Annotated in this window: 18 protein-coding genes, 1 pseudogene and 1 riboswitch; of the genes and pseudogenes, 10 read left to right on the forward strand and 9 right to left on the reverse strand. The window is 68.2% G+C overall.

Annotation, left to right across the window (positions count from 1 at the left end; translation table 11 throughout):
- Position 1: 1 nt before the first annotated feature.
- From ACQPZQ_RS41245 to ACQPZQ_RS41260, 4 genes are all read right to left on the reverse strand, one after another.
- Complete coding sequence (locus ACQPZQ_RS41245) at positions 2–610, reverse strand: GNAT family N-acetyltransferase (protein ID WP_433289917.1); 609 nt, start codon at positions 608–610, stop codon at positions 2–4.
- Between the two features lie 159 nt (positions 611–769).
- Positions 770–1,144 (reverse strand): VOC family protein, encoded by a 375-nt coding sequence (locus ACQPZQ_RS41250; protein ID WP_433289918.1) that lies wholly within the window; start codon positions 1,142–1,144, stop codon positions 770–772.
- Between the two features lie 222 nt (positions 1,145–1,366).
- Positions 1,367–2,533: a C45 family autoproteolytic acyltransferase/hydolase gene (locus tag ACQPZQ_RS41255; RefSeq protein ID WP_433289919.1), complete on the reverse strand. Its 1,167-nt coding sequence runs from the start codon at positions 2,531–2,533 to the stop codon at positions 1,367–1,369.
- Positions 2,530–3,090 (reverse strand): GNAT family N-acetyltransferase, encoded by a 561-nt coding sequence (locus ACQPZQ_RS41260; RefSeq protein WP_433289920.1) that lies wholly within the window; start codon positions 3,088–3,090, stop codon positions 2,530–2,532. The genes ACQPZQ_RS41255 and ACQPZQ_RS41260 overlap by 4 nt, the downstream gene beginning before the upstream one ends.
- 126 nt (positions 3,091–3,216) lie before the next feature.
- On the opposite strand from ACQPZQ_RS41260, the gene ACQPZQ_RS41265 reads away from it, so the two are divergent.
- On the forward strand, positions 3,217–4,134 hold the full coding sequence (locus ACQPZQ_RS41265; RefSeq protein WP_433289921.1) for a GntR family transcriptional regulator: 918 nt from the start codon (positions 3,217–3,219) through the stop codon (positions 4,132–4,134).
- Between the two features lie 344 nt (positions 4,135–4,478).
- Positions 4,479–4,880: a YidB family protein gene (locus tag ACQPZQ_RS41270; protein ID WP_433289922.1), complete on the forward strand. Its 402-nt coding sequence runs from the start codon at positions 4,479–4,481 to the stop codon at positions 4,878–4,880.
- Between the two features lie 170 nt (positions 4,881–5,050).
- Here ACQPZQ_RS41270 and ACQPZQ_RS41275 read toward each other — a convergent pair whose 3' ends face one another.
- Entirely contained in the window at positions 5,051–5,545 is a 495-nt protein-coding gene (locus tag ACQPZQ_RS41275; protein WP_433289923.1) for a DinB family protein, read from the reverse strand.
- Positions 5,546–5,823: 278 nt separating this feature from the next.
- Between ACQPZQ_RS41275 and ACQPZQ_RS41280 the strand changes: the two genes are divergently transcribed.
- From ACQPZQ_RS41280 to ACQPZQ_RS41300, 5 genes and pseudogenes are all read left to right on the forward strand, one after another.
- Complete coding sequence (locus ACQPZQ_RS41280) at positions 5,824–7,392, forward strand: FAD-dependent oxidoreductase (protein ID WP_433289924.1); 1,569 nt, start codon at positions 5,824–5,826, stop codon at positions 7,390–7,392.
- A 4-nt stretch (positions 7,393–7,396) separates the two neighbouring features.
- On the forward strand, positions 7,397–7,942 hold the full coding sequence (locus ACQPZQ_RS41285) for a GNAT family N-acetyltransferase (protein WP_433289925.1): 546 nt from the start codon (positions 7,397–7,399) through the stop codon (positions 7,940–7,942).
- Between the two features lie 64 nt (positions 7,943–8,006).
- Complete coding sequence (locus ACQPZQ_RS41290) at positions 8,007–8,708, forward strand: class I SAM-dependent methyltransferase (protein WP_433289926.1); 702 nt, start codon at positions 8,007–8,009, stop codon at positions 8,706–8,708.
- 275 nt (positions 8,709–8,983) lie between these two features.
- Positions 8,984–10,273, forward strand: a pseudogene (locus ACQPZQ_RS41295) (MFS transporter); the annotation flags it as partial.
- A gap of 37 nt (positions 10,274–10,310) precedes the next feature.
- The gene (locus ACQPZQ_RS41300; protein WP_433289927.1) at positions 10,311–12,044 is read left to right on the forward strand and encodes an amidohydrolase; all 1,734 of its coding nucleotides are present in this window, start codon (positions 10,311–10,313) and stop codon (positions 12,042–12,044) included.
- A gap of 25 nt (positions 12,045–12,069) precedes the next feature.
- On the opposite strand, the gene ACQPZQ_RS41305 is transcribed toward ACQPZQ_RS41300, so the two are convergent.
- Positions 12,070–12,951, reverse strand: coding sequence for a bifunctional 5,10-methylenetetrahydrofolate dehydrogenase/5,10-methenyltetrahydrofolate cyclohydrolase (locus ACQPZQ_RS41305; protein ID WP_433289928.1), 882 nt, complete (start codon positions 12,949–12,951; stop codon positions 12,070–12,072).
- Between the two features lie 12 nt (positions 12,952–12,963).
- Positions 12,964–13,045: riboswitch (ZMP/ZTP riboswitch) on the reverse strand.
- A 163-nt stretch (positions 13,046–13,208) separates the two neighbouring features.
- Here ACQPZQ_RS41305 and ACQPZQ_RS41310 point away from each other — a divergent pair.
- From ACQPZQ_RS41310 to ACQPZQ_RS41320, 3 genes are all read left to right on the forward strand, one after another.
- Positions 13,209–13,937 (forward strand): SDR family oxidoreductase, encoded by a 729-nt coding sequence (locus ACQPZQ_RS41310; protein ID WP_433289929.1) that lies wholly within the window; start codon positions 13,209–13,211, stop codon positions 13,935–13,937.
- A gap of 302 nt (positions 13,938–14,239) precedes the next feature.
- The gene (locus ACQPZQ_RS41315; protein ID WP_433299631.1) at positions 14,240–15,151 is read left to right on the forward strand and encodes a helix-turn-helix domain-containing protein; all 912 of its coding nucleotides are present in this window, start codon (positions 14,240–14,242) and stop codon (positions 15,149–15,151) included.
- A 170-nt stretch (positions 15,152–15,321) separates the two neighbouring features.
- Complete coding sequence (locus ACQPZQ_RS41320) at positions 15,322–16,668, forward strand: amidase (RefSeq protein ID WP_433289930.1); 1,347 nt, start codon at positions 15,322–15,324, stop codon at positions 16,666–16,668.
- A gap of 182 nt (positions 16,669–16,850) precedes the next feature.
- Here the strand turns inward: ACQPZQ_RS41320 and ACQPZQ_RS41325 are convergent, their stop codons facing one another.
- From ACQPZQ_RS41325 to ACQPZQ_RS41335, 3 genes are all read right to left on the reverse strand, one after another.
- Positions 16,851–18,017 carry a copper resistance D family protein gene (locus ACQPZQ_RS41325; RefSeq protein ID WP_433289931.1) on the reverse strand — a complete coding sequence of 389 codons (1,167 nt, stop codon included), beginning with the start codon at positions 18,015–18,017 and terminating at the stop codon, positions 16,851–16,853.
- 174 nt (positions 18,018–18,191) lie between these two features.
- Complete coding sequence (locus ACQPZQ_RS41330) at positions 18,192–18,701, reverse strand: hypothetical protein (RefSeq protein WP_433289932.1); 510 nt, start codon at positions 18,699–18,701, stop codon at positions 18,192–18,194.
- A gap of 77 nt (positions 18,702–18,778) precedes the next feature.
- Positions 18,779–19,396, reverse strand: coding sequence for a GyrI-like domain-containing protein (locus ACQPZQ_RS41335; RefSeq protein ID WP_433289933.1), 618 nt, complete (start codon positions 19,394–19,396; stop codon positions 18,779–18,781).
- Between the last annotated feature and the right edge of the window lie 11 nt (positions 19,397–19,407).

A 19,407-nucleotide genomic window follows, 5' to 3' on the forward strand; every position in this document is an offset into this window, starting at 1 on the left:
CTCAGTTGGACGGCCTGCCCTCACGAGGCGGATCGATGCTCAAGCGAGCGTGCAGGTGCATGTCATGCCATCCGTCAGGGTGCAGCGCCTCGCCTCGTTTCGTTCCCTCCATCGCGTAGCCGGCGTTCTCTGCCACGCGACACGAGGCCGAATTCATCGTGGAGTGATTGACTTCCAATCGATGCAGATCGAGGCGGGCGAAAGACCAGGCAGTGAGCGCAGACAGGGCTCTTGTGGCGACTCGGCGGCCACGCGCTGCAGGCACCACCCAATAAGAGACTTCCGCGATGCCGTCGGAAAGGTACAGCCTCCGCAGGCTGATCTGACCGAGCAGCCCTGCCTCGTCGGCAATCGCCCAGCCTGCCCCACTCTCCTCGGCCCAGCGGACAGGCCACGAGTCGATCCACACTCGACACTCGGCCTCCGTCATCGAGCGCGCGTGCCAGTACTGGATGTCAGGGTCCGAGTAAGCAGCCACCACAGCAGACACGTCTGACGATTGCCAGGGCCGCAAGGCCATGTCAGTGAGGTCGAGAACCGGTTGAGCCAGTCGCGCGAGGCGACCGGGTGGGATGGCGGGACCGACGAGACGCGGCATGGCGATCATCATCGAGCAACGCAGGCCCCGTCGACAGCGCCTGCGACCCGGCGATACGGCCCCTGCCCTGCTTTTCCACAGGTCAGGGGCCGTATCTACAGGGCGCGACAGGCGACGGCGAGGGATTTCACAGAGTCCGCGACATGTGCGCCCGAGGAGATGCGATCACGGCTAGAGGTAGGGCCGGGTGATCAGCTCGATCGCATGACCAGCGGGGTCCTTGAAATACACTCCCCTGCCGCCGTGCTCCGTGTTGGTCTCGCCAGGGCGGGTCATCTGCGGATCCGCCCAATGCTCGACGCCGGCCTCACACAGCCGCCGGTACGCCCGGTCGAAGAGGTCGTCGTCGAGCAGGAACGCGTAATGCTGCATCTGGATCTCGACGGGCGGCTCCGCGAACTGCAGCAGCACCCCTCCGTCGAGCTGGACGTTGGTGAACGGGCCCCAGGACGGGGCTTCCGGGAGTTCCAACAGCTCACGGAAGAACCGAGCGGACTCGTTTCGATCCGTGGCGGCGATGATGGTGTGGTTGAAGGTGACGCTCATTCGGCTGTCCTCGCGTTCGTACGTGGGGTGGGTGTGCGGTGCTACGCACACCCGGGGGTCCCCGCGTCGAACCTGACGGGCGCCCTGCCGGCACCCGCGGTGCGATCAGCCCCCCACCGGGTCGCCGATCCGTGCGTGGCTCGAAGCCGTCCCGGTGATCACCTCGCGCAAGCTACCCGGTCTCGTAGAGCTTGTCGAAGCGCTCACGCCGCCCGTCCGGCCTCAGTGGACGGCCGTGAACACCAGTTCCTCGCTGTAGCGCAGGCCCGACTCGTCCTCGCCGAGGAAGAAGTGCGTGGACATCGAGCGTTCTTGCAGGTCGAAGACCGTGCGCCAGAGCGTGCGCACCGGATACGGCTCGGCGATGGCCGCGTCGAAGCGGATCTCGTCGAGCGACTCCCGCAGCCGCACGGCCGACATCGCACCGCCGGTACTTCCGTGCAGGGTGCGGTAGCGCTGGTAGGAGAGCATCGACTCCTCGTTGTCCTCCGGCAGCGCGGCCACGTCCGGGTTGCGGTGCAGCAGATGGTTCGTCACGCAGAGCGCCCCGTCCGACTCGGTGATGTGCTCGTCGCCGCCCGGCCCGCGCTCCCAGACGAACGCCGCGCCGCTCGCGTCACCGACCAGGTAGTGCAGCGGGGTGCCGAGGTCGTACTGCTTGGCGTCGAGCAGTGCGGCCTTGGCGTCCTCGACGGAGGCACACGTGTCGAGCAGGAACCGCGGTAGCTGAGCGCTGGCCAGGCCGACCTGCGGCCAGGCGTCGATCGGCGCGCTCGCGTTCTCGCCGTCGGCGATGAGCAGGGCGACGGCCAGCCCGTGCTCGTTGACGCCCTCCATGCACCCGTCCAGCTCGTTCATCGTGATCAGGGTGGTGGCCGGACCGTCGTCCGGCACGCTCGCGAGCACGTACGGGCGGGCGGCCATGGGCGGCCCCGAGTCCTCCACCTGATGGCCGGCAAGCATCGCGAAGAGTGCCGCCTGGCTGGTGGTGAAGAAGTCGTAGTTGCGCCCGAGCAGCGCGTGGCCCTCGGCCGTGGAGCCGGGCGGGCAGTAGGCCGCCGAGCAGGCCGAGCCGTCCGGCACGCCGGTGAGCCCGTCGAGGTGGAACGCGTCGGCCTCGTAGTCGACGCCCGCCGCCTCGGCCACGCCCTGCAGCCGCGCGTGGTGCTGTGGCCAGTTCCGCTCGAACCACCGCCTGCGCGCCCTGGCCAGCAGCCGGTCGCCCGTGGGCACGGGCGACCAGCCGTATGTGGAGCGGGCCTCCTCGGCGAGCGCTCGCCCGATCTCGGCTTGCGAACCACTGGCGCTGACGTGGCGCACCAGCATGAAGTCGGCGGTACTCCCGGCCACGATCTCGCTGCGGACGGAGCCGGTGGTTGTTGTTGTCATCGGAGTTCTCCTCGTGAGGGGTTGGGTTCACGCCACATCGGCAGGACCGATGGGCCGTCGGGGAGGTGGATCGGGTCGCCGGTGGGGCGGAACCCGTGGCGTTCGTAGAGCGGCACGTTGCGCGGAGAGCTGGCCTCCAGGTACGCGGGCAGGCCGTCGGCGTCGGCACGGGCGAGCCGGTCGGCCAGCAGCCGTCCACCGAGGCCGCGGCCCTGCTGCTGCGGGCGCACGCCGAGGAACGGCAGGTAGAGGTGCGCCCGGCCGGACGGATGGCGGGCCGCGATCAGCTCGACGAAGATCCGCACCCGCTCAGGGACGGCCTCGCGCGGGTCGAACTCCTCGACCACACGCTGCTCGGCCGACACCGGCAGCCAGACGGCCACGGCGTCGTTCCCGGCGAACGCCAGCTCACCCGCCGCCGCCGACTCCGCTGCCGGCCGAGAGAAGATCTCGGCTCCGTCGCCGGGCACGAGCCAGCGCCCCACCGGGTCGCCCGCGAAGGCCTCCGTGAGGATCGCGACCGCCCGATCTGTTTCGGAACACTGTACGACTGTCATGCCTCGAGGCTAGGGATCACCTGCCAAGCAAGGCAACAAAACTCGGGCAATACGGGGGAATTCCCCACCTGCGCCCATCCGGTACGCCAGACCAAACGAGCGTCAGCGTACTAGTACGCTAACACCGTGCCTTCAGCCGCCGAACCGCCCTACCAGCGCATCGCCACCGCGATCCGGGAGCGCATCCGCGCCGGGGAACTGCGGCCGGGCGATCGGGTGCCCTCCACGCGGGCGATCGTGCAGGAGTGGGGCGTGGCGATGGTGACCGCCGCCAAGGCGCTCGGCGTGCTACAGCACGAGGGACTCGTGGAGGCCCGGCCCGGCATGGGCACGGTGGTGCGGGCGAGCGAGCACACCCGAGCGCCGCACCGCCGTGGCGGCCGCCCGCCGGCACTCAACCGGCGCCGGATCGTCGCCACAGCGATCGCGATAGCCGACGCCGAGGGCATCGAGGCGCTGTCCATGCGCCACCTCTCCACGGAACTGGGTGTCGGTCCGATGACGCTCTACCGCTATTTCGCGGGCAAGGACGAACTGGTGCACGGGATGGTGCGGGAGCTGATGGCCGCCCGCCCGCTGCCCCCGTCCGGGCCGGGGCACTGGCGAGCCGCGCTCGCACTGGTGTGCCGGCTGCAATGGGATCTCTACAGGACCCACCACTGGCTGGCCGGGGTGATGTCGATGACCCGCCCCCTGCTCCTCCCGGAAGCGATGGCGCATTCAGAGTGGGTCCTGGGCGCCCTGTACGGGCTCGGGCTCTCGCCCGAGGAGATGGCCCGGGAGGCGATCACGCTGCCCGCGTTCGTGCGGGGCATGGCGCTCACGATGAGCGCCGAGGCCGAGGCCGAACGCGAGACCGGGATGACCAACCTGCAGTGGTGGCAAGCCATCGACCACGAGGTGCAGGAACAGCTCGGCTCCGGGCGGTTCCCGCACCTCGCGACCGTGGCCCCTGGGGTCGTCGACGACCTCGACGGGCTGTTCGAGCACGGACTCGCCCGGCATCTCGACGGGCTGGCGGCGCGGCTCGCCGCGGCGCGGTAGGCGAGCGCCGATCGAGCCCGAGAGGCGTCCACCCATTGGATGCAATGCGCGGGTTCGATATACCTGCAACGCGCATGCCAGCCATCGAGACTCAGCCGGACCTTGCAGAACGAGTGGGCCACAATCGGATCTTCCGCGGCAACAAGGAATGCAGGACAGACCTTTGTGGATCGAGCTACAACGCGCGACAGCCGCCGCCCCGCTCAGCCGTAAGCCGAGTGTCACCAACCCGAATGGCCGAGCACATCCAAACAGTTCGTCCTGGTGACCTTAGGCTCGGGTAGCTACGGTCAATTGGCGCTCAGATGCCGATGACGGGCGCCCCCTCGACCTAAGGAGGAATCATGACCGAAGGACTGAGTGGCATGCTGAGCAGCTTGCTCGGCGGTAAGGGCGGCGACCTCATCAAGTCTGCGCTGCAGATGTTCCAGGAAGGCTCCGCGAAACAGGGCGGCCTCGCAGGCCTGCTCGATCAATTCATGGGCGCCGGCCTCGGGGACAAGGCCGAATCGTGGGTCGGCACCGGAAAGAACGAAGCCATCAGCGGCGACGAGGTGGAGCAGGCCCTCGGTAGCGACAAGGTCGACGAGCTGGCGCAGAAGGCCGGCGTATCCCATGACGAGGCAAAAGAAGGGATGGCCGAAGTCCTTCCGAAGGTCGTCGACAAGGTCACGCCGCAAGGCGAGCTGCCCGACACGGGCAGCCTGCAGGAGATGCTCGCCAAGCTCCTGGGCAGCATGAAGTAGGTTCGCCTGAACGTTCGGCTCGACTCCGATGGCGGAGGCCGCCGTTCGCCGGCCTGTCCCGGCTCAGCCGGTCGCCTCCGCTGTCGAAGGCGTTGTTTCCCTAGCGGTCGCCGATGGCGAAGCTCTTGGCATTTCGTCGAACACATCCTCTTGTCGTGATCGCCGAACGTCTAGCGACCGGTAGTTCCGTCGATCTGCTCTCTGAGAATGTCTGCGTGGCCGGCATGACGCGCCGTCTCTCCGGTCATGTGCGCGAGCACCCACCTCAGCGTGCGACTCTCGCCGTCGAAAGACCCGACAGCGAGCGCACTCGGATCACCCACGGCTTCGATGGCCTTGTCGCTCTCAGCGATTGCCGCAACATAGTCGTCCATGATCTGCCGGGTGGTTCGTCCGGCCGGGATCGCCATGCTGAGGTCCCACGCCGTGTCCTTGAACGACCCGACGAGATAATGGCCGAACCAATATCTTTCCGTGACCGTCAGATGCTGGACGAGTCCGAGGAGCGAGGTACCCGACGGCACCAGCGCACGGCGAAGCTGCTCATCGCTCAAACCATCGGTCTTCTTGATGACGCTCTGCCGTACGAACGTCAGGAAAGCGACTGCCGTATCAAGCTCACCCCCGTCGTTCCGCGGGACGGGTTGGCGCTGCGTCTCTGCCACGGTCGCCACCGTAACGGGCTCGTTGGCCACTGAAGAGCACGCGGGAAAGCCGCGACGCGCGCGCCGGAGCTTCCGAGGAGGCGGTCCGTCCACAGCGGACGCCATGAGGAAAGAGCACTTACTCCTTTCCCGTACTCAACCTATAGCGCACCCGGGGGCTTGTGGCAAGACCCGGGTCGTGCAGCAAGATCCTCCGTCGAGGCCAGGACCTGCGGAAATAGGAGTAACGAGTGCGTGTGCCGTTGTCGACGACCGAAAGACTGCGCGGGGAATGGCCGGTGACGGACGCCGACGTGATCATCGTGGGCGCCGGCCCGACAGGCCTGATGCTGGCCGGTGAACTGCGCCTGGCCGGAGTGCGACCGCTGGTGCTGGAGCGGCGCCCGCGGCCTGGAGAGGCCTCGAAGGCCAACGGTCTCAGTGGGCAGATCCTGCAACTGCTGCGCTGCCGAGGTCTGCTCGAACGTTTCAGAGCCGCCAGTACCGATCCCGACCCGGCTCCCGGGTTCCCGTTCGGCGGAGTGGATCTGGACCTGACGCACCTGACGGATCCCCCGCTTCACGCCCTGCAGATCCCACAACCGCGGCTCGAGCGCGTGCTCGACGAACGCGCCCGCGAACTCGGCGCCGACATACGCCGGGGGCACCAGGTGGTCGGGCTGGCCCAGGACGACGCCACGGTGACCGCGGAGGTGCACGGCCCGGACGGGCCGTACCACGTGACCGCCCGATACCTGGTGGGCTGCGACGGTGGGCGCAGCCGGATCCGCGACATGGTCGGCATCCCGTTCCCGGGCACCACGTACCCGGAGGTCAACCGGTTGGCCCAGGTCACGATGCCCGATTCGGTGACCAGGCTCGACAACGGCGACCTCGACGTTCCCGGGCTGGGCAGGATCCGTGCCGGTTTCACACGGACGGACCGTGGGGTGTTCGCGTTCGGGTCGCTCACCCCCGAGGTTCTGATGCTCTTCACCACCGAGGACGAGTCCGTCGAATACGACGACGACGAGCCGATGACCCTGACCGAGTTCCAGAACAGCATCCGTCGCGTGCTCGGCGCGGATCTACCGCTGGGAGAACCGCGCCGGCTCTCGCGCTTCACCTTCAAGGCTCGGCAGGCCGAGCGCTACCGCGACGGACAGATCCTGCTGGCCGGCGATGCGGCTCACCTGTTCCCCGCCACGGGCGTGGCACTCAACGCCGGCATGCTCGACACGGTCAACCTTGCCTGGAAGCTGGCCGCGGCCGTCCACGGCTGGGCGCCGGCCGGCCTGCTGGACACGTATCACGACGAACGTCACCTCGCCGGCGCACGTACGCTGCTGCACACCCAAGCTCAGGTGGCGCTGAGGCGCGGGCAGGACCCAGCCGCCGAGGCACTTCGGGAGGTCTTCCGGGAACTGCTCGTCGACGAGCAGCCGTTGCGCCGCTTGGGATCTCTTGTCGCCGGCACCGACATCCGCTACCCGATACCCGGCGCCGACCGACACGCCTTGACCGGCACCTTCACCCCCGACCTCGCTCTGCGCACCGACCAGGGCACAACCAGCGTCGCGGCGCTCATGCACACGGCACGGCCCATCCTGGTCGACCTCGCCGACCGCCTGGACCTCCGCGAGACCGCCCGAGATTGGCAACATCGCGTCGACATCCACACCGCCGAAACCGATCAACGCCCGGCCGACGCCCTACTGATCCGCCCCGACGGCCACATCGCCTGGGCAGCAACCATCAACGAACCCGCCGACACCGCCGCGTCCACGCTGCGAGAAGCACTCTCCGGCTGGTTCGGCGCACCGCTGAGAACGACAACGACGGTGCCGCTCATCGATCAACCATCATGATCCGATGATCGACGCGGACGTCTTCCGGAACCAGCCGACGCTCACGGGCGAGCGCGTACGACTCGAGCCGCTGACCCCCGCGGTCCTGACCGACTATCTCGCCACATTGGACGACCGAGAGGTGCAGCGGCTCACCGGCAGCCACGAGCATCACGAACCGGACCACATCGCGCAGTGGCTCGCCACCCGACAAGATCACCACGACCGGGCCGACTGGGCCGCCATCCGCATCACCGACGGCGTGTTCCTCGGCGAAGCCGTGATCAACCAGTTGGACGCCCACAACGCCTCGGCCAACTACCGGATCCTCCTCGGTGGCCCACACCTGAACCAGGGCTACGGCACCGAGATCACGCGTCTCGTCGTGGACTACGCCCTGGGCGTGGGCCTGCACAGGCTGAGCCTGGGTGTGTACGACTTCAACCCCCGCGCGCGGCGGGTGTACGAGAAGTGCGGGTTCGTGCTGGAGGGCCGACTGCGCGACGCCCTGTACTGGGAAGGCGAGTGGCACGACGAGCTCGTCATGGGCGTGCTCGCCGGCGACTCGTGATGAGCACGTCGGACCGGTTCCAGCGCCCCATACGGGGTCCTCGCGGTGTCGTAGCGTGCGTGTGGTGCCGGGCAACTCTCTCTTCAGCGACCACACGGAGATCTACGCCGAGCACTCCACACACAGCGGCCCGAATGCCTACTACGAGCGCCCGGCGATCCTGCGGCTGGCCGGCGAGCTGGCGGGCATGCGCGTTCTGGAACTGGGCTGTGCGGGGGGCGTACTGACCGAGATGCTCATCGACCGTGGAGCCGACGTGACAGCCGTGGATCGTGAGCCACGGCTGGTGGAGCTGGCCCAGCAGCGGATCGGGCAACGGGGCCGAGCTGTGGTCGCTGACCTGGAAGAACCGCTCGACATGGTTCCGACCGCATCGGTCGATCTCGTGATCGCTTCGCTCGTCCTGCACTACATCGCCGACTGGCGCCCGCTTCTGGCGGAGCTGGATCGGTGTCTCGTCCCGGGCGGCGCGCTCGTCTTCTCTCTCCACCACCCGATCACGGGGTGGCGGCTGTCGGACCAGACCGACTACCACCGGACGGAGCTGATCCGCGAACGGTGGGATCTCGACGGCCACGAGGTCACGGCCTCGATGTACCGCCGGTCATTCTCCGAGGTATTCGGCCCGCTCCGGGCGGCCGGGTTCACGATCGATGCGGTGGAGGAACCGCAGCCGGACGAGGGCGCACCCATACCTGACGATCTGATGCAGACACTGAAGACGGCTCCCGTGTTCCTCTTCGTCCGTGCGGAGCGGTCGGCCTGAGCCGCCGCACCTGACGCGAGACGACTGATAGCACAACACCACCTGCCGACCGCAGGAATTTCCGGAACGATGTCGCTGAAGCCCGCGACCGCATCATCCAGCGATGAGCGCTGCCAGGACAGCAGCGGCCGGCTGCCTCACCGAAGGAAGCAGGTCACACCGCCCAGGGCGGTGGCCCACATGTCCTATCGATGACCACATGCGCCCGAGAGGCACAGCTGTATGAAATGCCTGCCCTACCGTTCCACGGTCAGAGCTCGCCGATCGGGATACACATGAACGACTTCGGTGACCAGCCGCCCATTACCCGCCCATCGACAGCGAGACTGGCGATCACCGCACTGATCGGCACGGCAATCGAATGGTATGACTTCTTCATCTACGCCACTGCGGCGACATTGGTGTTCAACAAACTCTTCTTTCCGGCCGCTGATCCCACTGTCGGCACACTTCTCGCTTTCGGTACCTTCGCTGCGGGCTTCCTGGCCCGCCCGCTCGGGAGCGTGGTCTTCGGTCACCTCGGGGACCGGATCGGACGGCGCAACACGCTGTCCATCACCCTCGTCATGATGGGATCCGCGACGGTCCTCATCGGACTTCTGCCGACGTACGCCGCCGCCGGGATCTGGGCGCCGATCCTGCTGGTCGTCCTGCGCATCATGCAGGGCATCTCGGCGGGCGGTGAGATGGGCGGCGCGGTTCTCATCGGCATGGAACACGCGCCGAAGCGGCGCCGGGGCCTCATGGGATCGTGGGCAGCGGCGGGCGCACCGGCCGGAGTCATGCTCGCCACCCTCGTCTTCCTGGCGTTGAGCTCGCTCAGCCCGGACGCGTTCCTATCGTGGGGCTGGCGCGTCCCGTTCCTCGCCAGCGCGCTGGTGGTGTGCATCGGCCTGTTCATCCGTCTGCGCTTGGCGGAGTCCCCCGAGCTCGCCGAGGCCGAAGCCACGGGGGCGACGAGCCGGCCGCCCATCGTGGAGGTGTTGCGGGGCTACTGGCGAGAGGTCCTCGTAACGGCGGGGATGAGCCTCGGGGCGAACACGACCAGCTACCTGCTGGCGACGTTCTTGCTCTACTACTGGACACTCGAGCTCGGACTGCCGCGCGAGCAGTTCCTGATCGCGACCGTCGTCGGCTCGTTCGCCATGACCGCGGGCGAGCCGTTGTTCGCGGCGTTGAGCGACCGGGTCGGGCGGCGTGTGGTCATGATCGGTGGTGCCGGCTTCACAGCGTTGTTCGCCTTCGCGTGGTTCCCCGTGCTGGAGATCAGAGACCCGCTGCTCATGGCCGTCATGCTGGCGGTGGCGTTCGCGGGCGTGGCACCGCTCGCGGGGCCCATGGGAGCAGGCATCGCGGAGCTCTTCCCGACGCGGGTCCGCTACAGCGGATCGTCGGTCGGCTACCAGCTCGGCGCGACCATCGGAGGTGGCTTGGCCCCCGTGCTGGCCACGAGCTTCCTTCTCACCGGAGGAACGACGACGGTGGCGGTGTACGTATTCGTGACCGCGGTGATCAGTCTGGGCTGCGTGCTGATGCTCCAGGAGACCAGCCATGACAAGGCCGCCGGTCCAGCGACGACGGCTGCAACTGAATGGGCCTGCGATGACCGAAGCCGAAGGCGCCACTGTCGTGCTGACCGGCGGCACCGTCCGGGTGGACGAGACACTCGTGGTCGACGCCCTGGGAATCCGCGACGGCCGTGTCGTCGCCGCGGGCGAGCTGGAGGAGGTTCTCCGGGCCTGTCCGGACGCCGAGCAGGTCGACGTGCCGGGTCTCGTCGTGGCCCCTGGTCTCGTCGACACGCATCCGCGCGCTCTGCACTTCGCCGCCTTCGCCGCGCCCACCGTCGACGTCAGCGACGCTCGAGACCACGCCGACATCATCGGCGCGATTCGCCGACAGGCCGCGCGAACGCCGGCCCGGGAATGGGTGATGACAACTCCCGTCGGTGAACCGCACTACTTCATCGGCCGGACGTGGCGCGACCTCACCGAAGGCGTGCTACCCGACGCCGTCACGCTCGATGCGGGCACGCGGGATCACCCGGTCGTGATCCAGGCGTGGGCACCCAATCTGCCGAACCACGCCGCCTTCAACACGGCAGCGCTCGCCGTTCTCGGGATCGGTCGCGACACCCCGAATCATCACGGCAACGTCGTCGTCGAGAAGGACGACCACGGTCGGCCGACCGGGCGGCTGCGGGGCGCGGTGAACAACTACTACAACCTGAACCACGACGATTTCTGGGCAGCGAAATGGGCGCAGATACCCTTCGTGCGCCCTGCGTTGATCCCGGGGGCGGCACGTGAGGCCCTCGCGACGCAGAACGCACTCGGCGTCACCACCATCTATGAGGGCCACGCGATGGAACCCGAGCACATCGCCGTCTACCGCACACTGGCCGAGGAGGGCGCACTCACCGTCCGAGTGCTCGCGGCCTCCGAGGTGCTCGGCGCCGCTCTTCAAGTCGGGTTAGCCGACGCAGCGACGCTGGGAGACCAACTCGCTCTGGCCAAAGCGATCGAGGGCGATCACGGTGACTTCCTGCGGGTCGACGGCTTCACCATCAAGCCCGCAGGACCCTTCAGCAACGGCAAGATGGTCATGCGGGAGCCCTACATCGGGCCCTTCGGCGAGCGGACGACCGGCGAATGGCACACGTCGCCGTCCCTGCTCGGCACAGCGCTACGCCAGGCGGCAAGCGAGGGGCTGCGAGTCAACCTGTGTGCGAGCGGCCTCGGCGAGCACGACGTGATCCTCGGAATCCTCGACGAGATGCGGGCCGAAGGCAGCATCGACGGGAACGAGCGCTGGATCCTCCAGCACGCCTATTTCCTCGACGAACGTCAGGCTACGCGCTATGCCGAGCACGGCCTGCAGGTCACGGTCAGCATCGGATTCACCACCGGCAAGGGAGCGCGCATCCGGCATCGCGTGGGCGAGCAGGTCATGGGCCATCTGAACGCGTTCCGTCGAATGATCGACTCCGGCCTCACCGTAGCCGGGAGCAGCGATTGGGGTCCCAAGAACCCGTTCGAATGCATCGCGCTCGCGACCACGCACCGGATCGGAGCGGGACCGTCGCGCAACGACGGCCCCGCGCAGGTGGTGAGCAGGCGAGAGGCCTACGCGATGTGGGGCCGCCAGGCAGCGGAGGTACTCGGCTGGCGCGAGGTTGGCGACCTGCGACCGGGAAGCCACGCCGACCTGGTCCTCCTGGATCGTGATCCGGTCACCTGCGCGCTCGACGACCTGCCGGACACCCGCGTGGTGGCCACCGTCGTCGCAGGTCGCACCGTCACCGGCGCGCTCCCCGGCTCACCGCGCTCAGGGTGATGAAGCGGGTGTGGGCAGGGCTCGCTCAGGTTCTCTCCACCGTCCGCTCCGCGGCAGCAACAGCGTTCCGAAAGAGCATCGCCACGGTTGTGGGCCCCACTCCGCCGACTCGTGGAGTGATGGCGCCGGCCACCTGGTCACACGACTCCTCGACGTCGGGCAGCAGGCGCCGCCCCTGGTAGCGCACCCCGCCACCGATCACCACGCTGCCCGGGCGGACATGCTCGGGGCGGACGATGCCGGGCACCCCGGCTGCGGCGATGAGGACGTCGGCGTTCCGCGTGTAATCGGCCCAGTTCGGAACTCCGGTGTGCACGACGGTGACCGCGGCGTCGGCGGTGCTGCGCTTCTGCGAGAGCAGGATCGACAACGGCCGTCCGAGGGTGGCACCACGGCCGAGGACGACGACGTGACGACCCCGGACGGGGATCTCATAATGGGCGAGCAGGGCTTCGATCCCTGCCGGGGTGCACGGAACGGGCGCAGGAAGGCCGGCGGCCAGACGACCGAGGTTCATCGGATGCATGCCGTCGACGTCCTTGTCCGGATCGACCAGCATCAGCGCCTCGCCGTAGTCCAGGTGTCCTGGGATCGGGAACTGGATGAGCAGCCCGTGCACCGCGGGATCGCCGTTGAAGGCGCGGATCACGTCGTGGAGCTGTTCTTGGGTCGCATCGGCCGGAAGATGGACATGCGGGGACCGGAATCCCAGCTCGGCCGCCTGGCGCTGCTTGATCCTGATGTAGCCGGCGCTCGCATCGTCGTCACCGACGAGGATGGTCGCGAGCGAGGGTGTCACTCCGCGGTCGCGGAGAGCCTGTGCCCGGGACCGGACGTCGTTCAGGACTGCGTCCGCGACCGGTGCTCCAGGGAGCAGGCGAGCGGTGGAGGTCTGTGCGATCGACATGGAACCGCCTTGGGCGAGAGCCCAGGCGGTCGGCTCCCGCGATCAGGCTTCCCGATGGTGCTCCATCCTCGTCCCGCCAGTCGCGCGCTGCGACCAGCATGCCCGCAGCGCCCGTCCACCGTCGAGCCCCACGGCTCACCGAACGAACCTATGCGACGCCGGGCGCGAGCTTCCATATCGGCGTGCAGGCCTCGGGCCGAGGTCTCTAGGGTCCCGCGGATGACCTTTTTGCCGGCGATCTCGGGAGCCCCCACGGAATGAAGAGGCTGGGAGATGGTCCTCTGGAAGCGGTAGTCACTGGAGCCGCTGGTGGCATCGGGCTGGCTTTGGCGGAGGCGCTCCATGCCAAGGGGGTCGAGCTTGTCCTGGTCGATGTCGACGCGGTCGGAGTCACGGCAGCGGCGACGCGCCTCGGTGCAACCGCGGTTACCGGCGATGTCGCCGATCCTGTGGCGATGCAGGCCCTCGCGGACCGCGCTCCGCAGGCCCGGCTGATCTGCCTCAACGCCGGCATCGTCGGACCATCGCTCGGTGCGCCATGGGAGGTGCCTGCTGAGGAATGGGACCGGGTGTTCGCGGTGAACGTGTCCGGTGTCGTCAATGGTCTGAGGGCCTTCGTGCCGCGGCTGCTCGCGATGGACAAACCGGCCCACGTGCTGGTCACCGCCTCACTTGCCGGCCTCGCGGTGTTTCCCGGTGGTGGCGCGTACGGACCGTCCAAGCACGCGGTGACCGCTGTCGTGAAGCACGCGGCGATGGTGTTGGCCGGTACTCCGGTGAGCATCAGCATGGTCTGCCCTGCTCTGGTGGCCACGGGGATGTCACCCGAAGGCGTCTCGCCTGCTCTCGTTGCCGAGGAGGCGCTGGGGACCGTTGAGGACGGGACGTTCGCGATCCTGCCCGAGGAATGGCGTGAGACCGTGGTCGATCAGGTCCGCGCGACCGTCGCCGGGAGTCAACCGGCAGCACCCGTCCCGCGCGTGTAACCGTGTCGCTTCGGGTTCGTCTCCCCCGGCGTACGGCCCGGGCCGCCCACGTCTCAGCTGAAGTGGCGTCAGCGCGCATTGCGCGCACCGAATACATGCGCTCTTGGCTGCACGTGGACATCCATTTGCCATATCGGGCCCAGAGCCTCGCCCCGGCCACACCGTGTCACCACGCACTGGGTGCTTCGTCACAGTCGACGGACGATGCGCTCAGCTGGGCAAATGCTCGGAGCTAGCCTCGGGCCGTGCGGATCCACCAATTTTCCGGCGAGGACCTGAGAGAAGTCGCCAGTGAGTGGTTCATGCCCGTGATCGCCCGGCCGCAACCCGACTTCCGAGGATGCGCCATGCTTCAGGAGCTGGGCGAGGCCCTCACACTCTCCCGGACGCATTGGGGGCCGATGTCGCTGCTCCGGACCGATCGGATGGCCGCGGAAGAGTCCGCAGACGACGTGATGCTCTTCTGCGTCTACACGTCTGGCCAGGGCCTCGTTCGCCAGCACGATCGCCTCGTCGAGATGGGAGCCGGTACGGGAGTGCTAGCCGAGGCCCGTAGCCGCTACGAGCGGGTCACGCCGACCGAGGTCCGGTGCATGAACCTGTGCTTCTCCCGCGAGCTGCTTCCGCTCCGTACCGTCGAGATCACCGGCGCCTGTGCACGCAGCGTGGGCCCCGCATACCCGGCCATGCAGATGCTGTCCAGCTACCTGCGACGGCTGTTCGAGGCAGCCGACGACCTCACCGGCGACCAGCGGCTCGACGCCGGGCAGGCCGCGATCGATCTGCTGGCGATGGCGCTGCGGGACGTCACCCCGTCCGTACCGCACGGGGACGGCCCAGAAGGGGTGCTGCTCGACATGATGCGGATGCACGTCCGCGAACACCTGGCCGACCCGCGCTTGAGAGTCACGGAGCTGGCGCGGCGCCACCACGTGTCGGTCGGCCGTGTGTACACCCTGTTCGAACGGATCGGGACCACGCCCGGTGCCTACCTTCGCGAACAGCGGCTGCTCGCAGCACAGGCGATGCTGTCCGACCCGAGGTACCACCGCCTCACGATGTCGAACATCGCGGCTGCCGTCGGAATCCACGACCTCAGTACGTTCGAACGGGCATTCCGGCGGCAATACGGGACGACGCCGGCCGGCTGGCGACGTGAGCACCTTTCCTCCCCTTCGGTGACCGTGCTCGAGGAAACGCATGATGCCGAGTAGGAATCGCCCTACATCGTGAAAGCCCTGGGCTGGTCGACTGTCCAAGCCGACCAGGGGTCAGGCAGACGCGAATCGGGGTCGGGGACCGCTCGGCGCGTCAACGCTTGATCCCTGGTCCGAGGGGCCCCGCTCGTCACGGCGGCGGACCGGACACCAGTGGAGAGGACCTGATGACGAGCGAACGCGTGATCGTCTCCTTTCGTGAGCTCGGGATGCAACTGCGCTCGGGCGCGCTTTCGCCCGTCGAGCACGTCACCGACACCCTCAGCCGTCTCGCCGCCGACACCCACAACGCCGTGATCACGCTCGACGCCGAGCGTGCCGTCGAGCAGGCCCGGGTGCTGACAGAGGAGCTGGCGCGCGGTGAGTGGCGCGGGCCGTTGCACGGCGTGGCGGTGGGGGTCAAGGACCTGTTCGACGTGGTGGGGTTACCCACGAGGGCGGGCTCGAACGTGCTCGCGGACGCACCGGCGGCCGACGCCGACGCACCCATGGTCACCCGGCTCCGGGAGGCCGGTGCGGTGGTGGTGGCGAAGCTGCACACCCACGAGTTCGCCATCGGCTCCACCGGGGACGCCGCCGCGACCGGCCCCGCACTCAACCCGCATGACCACACCCGCATCACCGGCGGGTCGTCGTCGGGCTCTGCCGCAGCCATCGCCGCCGGGCATCTGACGCTGGCACTGGGCACCGATACCGGAGCGAGCTCACGGACGCCGGCCGCACTGTGCGGGGTGGTCGGGCTGAAACCGGCCTTCGGCACGCTGCCCACGGAGCGGGTCTTCCCGCTGTCGGAGACCTGCGACCACGTCGGGGTGCTCGCCGCGGACACGCACGCCGCCGGCGTGGCCTGGGACGTGCTCAGCAAGACCCACGGCACCGGCGGCCGAGTCCAGGCCCCCGACGTCGCCGGCGTCCGCGTCGGGGTGCCCGTGGACGACTACTGGCGACCCCTCGACCCCGTGCTGACGGCTGCGGTAGACACCGCACTCGAATCGCTGCGCGCCCGCGGTGCGTCCCTCGTCGAGGTTCGGACACCGATGATCGACGAACTCGCTGCCACCTACAGCGTGATCGTCGGCACGGAGGCATACGCCACCCACGCGATGTGGCTCGCCGACCGTCTGGCGGACTACCAGGGCGTGACCAGCGAGCGCCTCCTGCCGTGGAAAGAACATCCCGCTCGCGGGTACGTCGATGCGCTGCGCACGTGCCGCCGGCTCGCGAGCGCGATGCGGCAGGCCGTCGGAGACGTCGACGTCCTCGTCCTGCCCACCACTCGGCTGCGTGCCACCCGCATCGGAATGCCTGAGGTCGACATCGCTGGTACTGCGGTGCCGGTCAGGGCTGCGCTGTCCGCTCTCACACTGCCGTTCAACCTCACACGGTGGCCGGCCGTCTCGGTGCCAGGTGACGTCACCGACGGCGGCCTGCCGGCCGGGGTACAGGTCGTCGGCGTCGGATTCGACGAGCGCGGCGTGCTGTGCGTGGCATCAGCGCTCGCCCGACGGGTGTGACGTGATCACCAAGTTGCCGGCCGAGGAGCTGCTGGTAGCCCCCGGCGCTACCGCGCGGTCGGCGGGAGCTGCCGACCGAGCGCAACGCGCAGTCCGGGAAGGATCTCCGGGTGAGCGCCATTTCCGACGCCTCGAACATCGACGCCCTTGTCGGCTGACGCCGTCCCGCCGAGCCCAGCAGCTCAGATCGCGGACTCCACCGGGACCCGCCGCCCGAGACGGTCACCCAGCCGGGCGGCCGCGACGAACGACATGACGAGCATTGCGGCGAAGAGCACCCCGATCAGCAGCACGCTGACGTCCAGTTCAGGGCTGCCCGTCTCGCCGGCCTGCTTGCGAGCCGATCCGCTGAGGAGCGGCACGATGACGAGGACCGCCAGCCCGAGCAGCGCCTCCAGGGCGACGACCCGCGGGAAGTGCCGCAGTGTGAGGCGGAGCAGCGATGTGTCGTCGGGTTCGAGTCGGCGCACCCTCGCGATGCGGGGCAGCAGCGAGAGCTGGTTGAGCGCGCCTGCGATCAGCATCGCGAGCACCAGCACCAGCTTGATCAGCAGGAACCGGCCGTAGGTGGTGGTGAGCAGCTGGGCCGGGCTGCCGACATGCATCCACAGCAGCCAGAGCCCGGACACGAGCACCAGCCCGACGGCGGCCATCGCCAGCGTGCTGAACGATGCCCAGACCGCGGCCCAGACATCCCCGGCGCCAGGGGTGTGCCGGGCGGCCAGGGCGAGCCCAGCCAGCATCACGAGCCCGCCGAGCCAGGTCGTCCCGCCCAGCACGTGTAGCTGGGTGAAGACGCCGCCGAGCTCCTTCGCGACGCCGCTTGGGCTCGTCGGGACCGCCGCGGCCGCCGTGCCGACGACGGCGAGGACGGCGGCGCTGCCGGCGAGTCTCCGCACCCGCGTACAGGCGGCCGGAACGAGCAGCGCGGCGAGCACGAGCGCCGCCGCCAGGTAAAACGCGAACTGCACGGCTGTCAGCACGCCCGAGGCCAGCCACTCGCCGTCGTCGGCCGGCTTGCCGATGTACGTCGCGATCGCGCCGGGCGAGAGCGCCGACCCGAACGGCATCCCCTTGCCGGCGCCCGCGACGGTCACCGCGAGCTGCAGCCAGAGCGCCACGACGAGCACGGGGCCGAGCACACCGAGGCCGGTCGCCGCCTTCCGGGCGATCGTCGGCGCGGCGGCCGGGCCGTGTCGCAGCGCAGGACCGACGGCGAGCACGTAAGCCCCGGCGCCGCCGGTGGCTCCGCTCAGTGCGGCGAAGTAGAGGAACTCCGGGAGCACTCGCCAGGTCGGCGGAGCGGCGGGCGCAGGCGCTGCGGCCGCGAACGTTGAAACGACAACCATGTAGTGAAGTTAGCCTTACCTTTCCCGATTCGCTCTGCGAACTGGGTCACACGCAAACCGAACGTGTCACGCAATCTTCCTGAAACGAAAGCCGGCGAGGAGGCTCCGACTCCCCCTGGAGCCCGTCCGCGCCTGGCCAACGATCGGTAACTGCCTGGCCGCCTTCTTCACGGACTAGGAAAGACGTTCTGTCGACCCGGCGGCGAGCGCCGCCGCAATGTTCTCCATTATGTTCTTGACCATCGCCCCGTAGGGATCATCACCGAGTGCATCACTTGCAGACCGAGCCCGAGCAAGGAAATCGGCGGCCTGATCCGCGTCGCCAAGGCGCCGGTGGTCGTCGGCAAGACTCAGGTAGAGCGACGGCATAAAGCTACGGACCTGCAACGACTCGTCGTACTTCTGCGCGCGTTCGTCGGTCACCGCGGCAACGGCAGCCAACGCTCGTTCGTCCCATAGCAGCTCGCTACGGTCGTCATCCTGGAGATCAGCTGTGAAATGTGCGATCACGCACCGGTGGAAGGCATCGCCGTCGTCCTCCCCGATCTCGGTCCAAAGGGCCTCGAGGGCAGCCCGAGCGTCCGCCCTGTCACCCGTGCGCCCACGCTCGACAGCAGCGGTCAAGCGAGCCATCACGTCATCATTCATCTGCGCCCCTGTCTGACGGGTGTCGATCTCATTCAAGGGTCCAGCCTCATCCAGGTCGAGAGTCAACTGCGCCCTCGCGTCTACCCCGCGCCGACACGCTCAGATGAGATGGCTCATGCGTCAGCTACGGGCTGTCGCAAGATCGTGCGCAGCTTGGCGGGCTCCGCTCTCCGCGGATCGCTGAGGTAGATCTCGTGGTGCTTTCCGACCATCTTGAGGCCCTGATCAGGGATGAACTCCTCGTGCATGTACCGCAGCAGTTCGGTCTCATCGTCGTAGGCCCCGACGTGGAGAGCCTGGACGCAGCGTCCCTCCGACAGGGCCTCCAAGCGGAGATCGTCGAGTCGTATGGGTCGATCTTTCATGCCGACCTGCTCGACCGCATCAGTGACCATCTCTGCCGTGATCCAGTCGGGGACCATGATCATCAAGGTCCAGTCCCACTTCGTCTTGTCCCGAACGGTGGTGAAAGTGTCCATGTCGTCGGCCCACCACAGGCCCTCCAGCGGCATCACGACATAGTCACGGTCAAGGTCCTTCTTACTGGCGAATTTGAGCTTGTAGGCCACCGGGTAGAGCGCCGAGACGGCGTCCATGTAGACAGGCGTGTTCGGATCACCGTGGCCATCGATCATGAGGTACTGCAAGTCCGGCACATCGGTGACCTGCGGTGAGTTGCGCTTCGCCCTGTAGCACTCCAGTTCCTGCTTGAAGTCGAGCTTGGCTGTCACGAGTTCTCCTG

It is taken from the genome of Pseudonocardia sp. CA-142604 (assembly GCF_050948475.1).
GTDB lineage: Bacteria > Actinomycetota > Actinomycetes > Mycobacteriales > Pseudonocardiaceae > Pseudonocardia > Pseudonocardia alaniniphila.

Coding starts and splice junctions, on each gene's coding strand:
- ACQPZQ_RS41245 (WP_433289917.1), bottom strand. CDS start 610: ATGATGATCGCCATGCCGCGTCTCGTCGGTCCCGCCATCCCACCCGGT.
- ACQPZQ_RS41250 (WP_433289918.1), bottom strand. CDS start 1,144: ATGAGCGTCACCTTCAACCACACCATCATCGCCGCCACGGATCGAAAC.
- ACQPZQ_RS41255 (WP_433289919.1), bottom strand. CDS start 2,533: ATGACAACAACAACCACCGGCTCCGTCCGCAGCGAGATCGTGGCCGGG.
- ACQPZQ_RS41260 (WP_433289920.1), bottom strand. CDS start 3,090: ATGACAGTCGTACAGTGTTCCGAAACAGATCGGGCGGTCGCGATCCTC.
- ACQPZQ_RS41270 (WP_433289922.1), top strand. CDS start 4,479: ATGACCGAAGGACTGAGTGGCATGCTGAGCAGCTTGCTCGGCGGTAAG.
- ACQPZQ_RS41285 (WP_433289925.1), top strand. CDS start 7,397: ATGATCGACGCGGACGTCTTCCGGAACCAGCCGACGCTCACGGGCGAG.
- ACQPZQ_RS41300 (WP_433289927.1), top strand. CDS start 10,311: ATGACCGAAGCCGAAGGCGCCACTGTCGTGCTGACCGGCGGCACCGTC.
- ACQPZQ_RS41305 (WP_433289928.1), bottom strand. CDS start 12,951: ATGTCGATCGCACAGACCTCCACCGCTCGCCTGCTCCCTGGAGCACCG.
- ACQPZQ_RS41310 (WP_433289929.1), top strand. CDS start 13,209: ATGAAGAGGCTGGGAGATGGTCCTCTGGAAGCGGTAGTCACTGGAGCC.
- ACQPZQ_RS41315 (WP_433299631.1), top strand. CDS start 14,240: ATGCCCGTGATCGCCCGGCCGCAACCCGACTTCCGAGGATGCGCCATG.
- ACQPZQ_RS41320 (WP_433289930.1), top strand. CDS start 15,322: ATGACGAGCGAACGCGTGATCGTCTCCTTTCGTGAGCTCGGGATGCAA.
- ACQPZQ_RS41325 (WP_433289931.1), bottom strand. CDS start 18,017: ATGGTTGTCGTTTCAACGTTCGCGGCCGCAGCGCCTGCGCCCGCCGCT.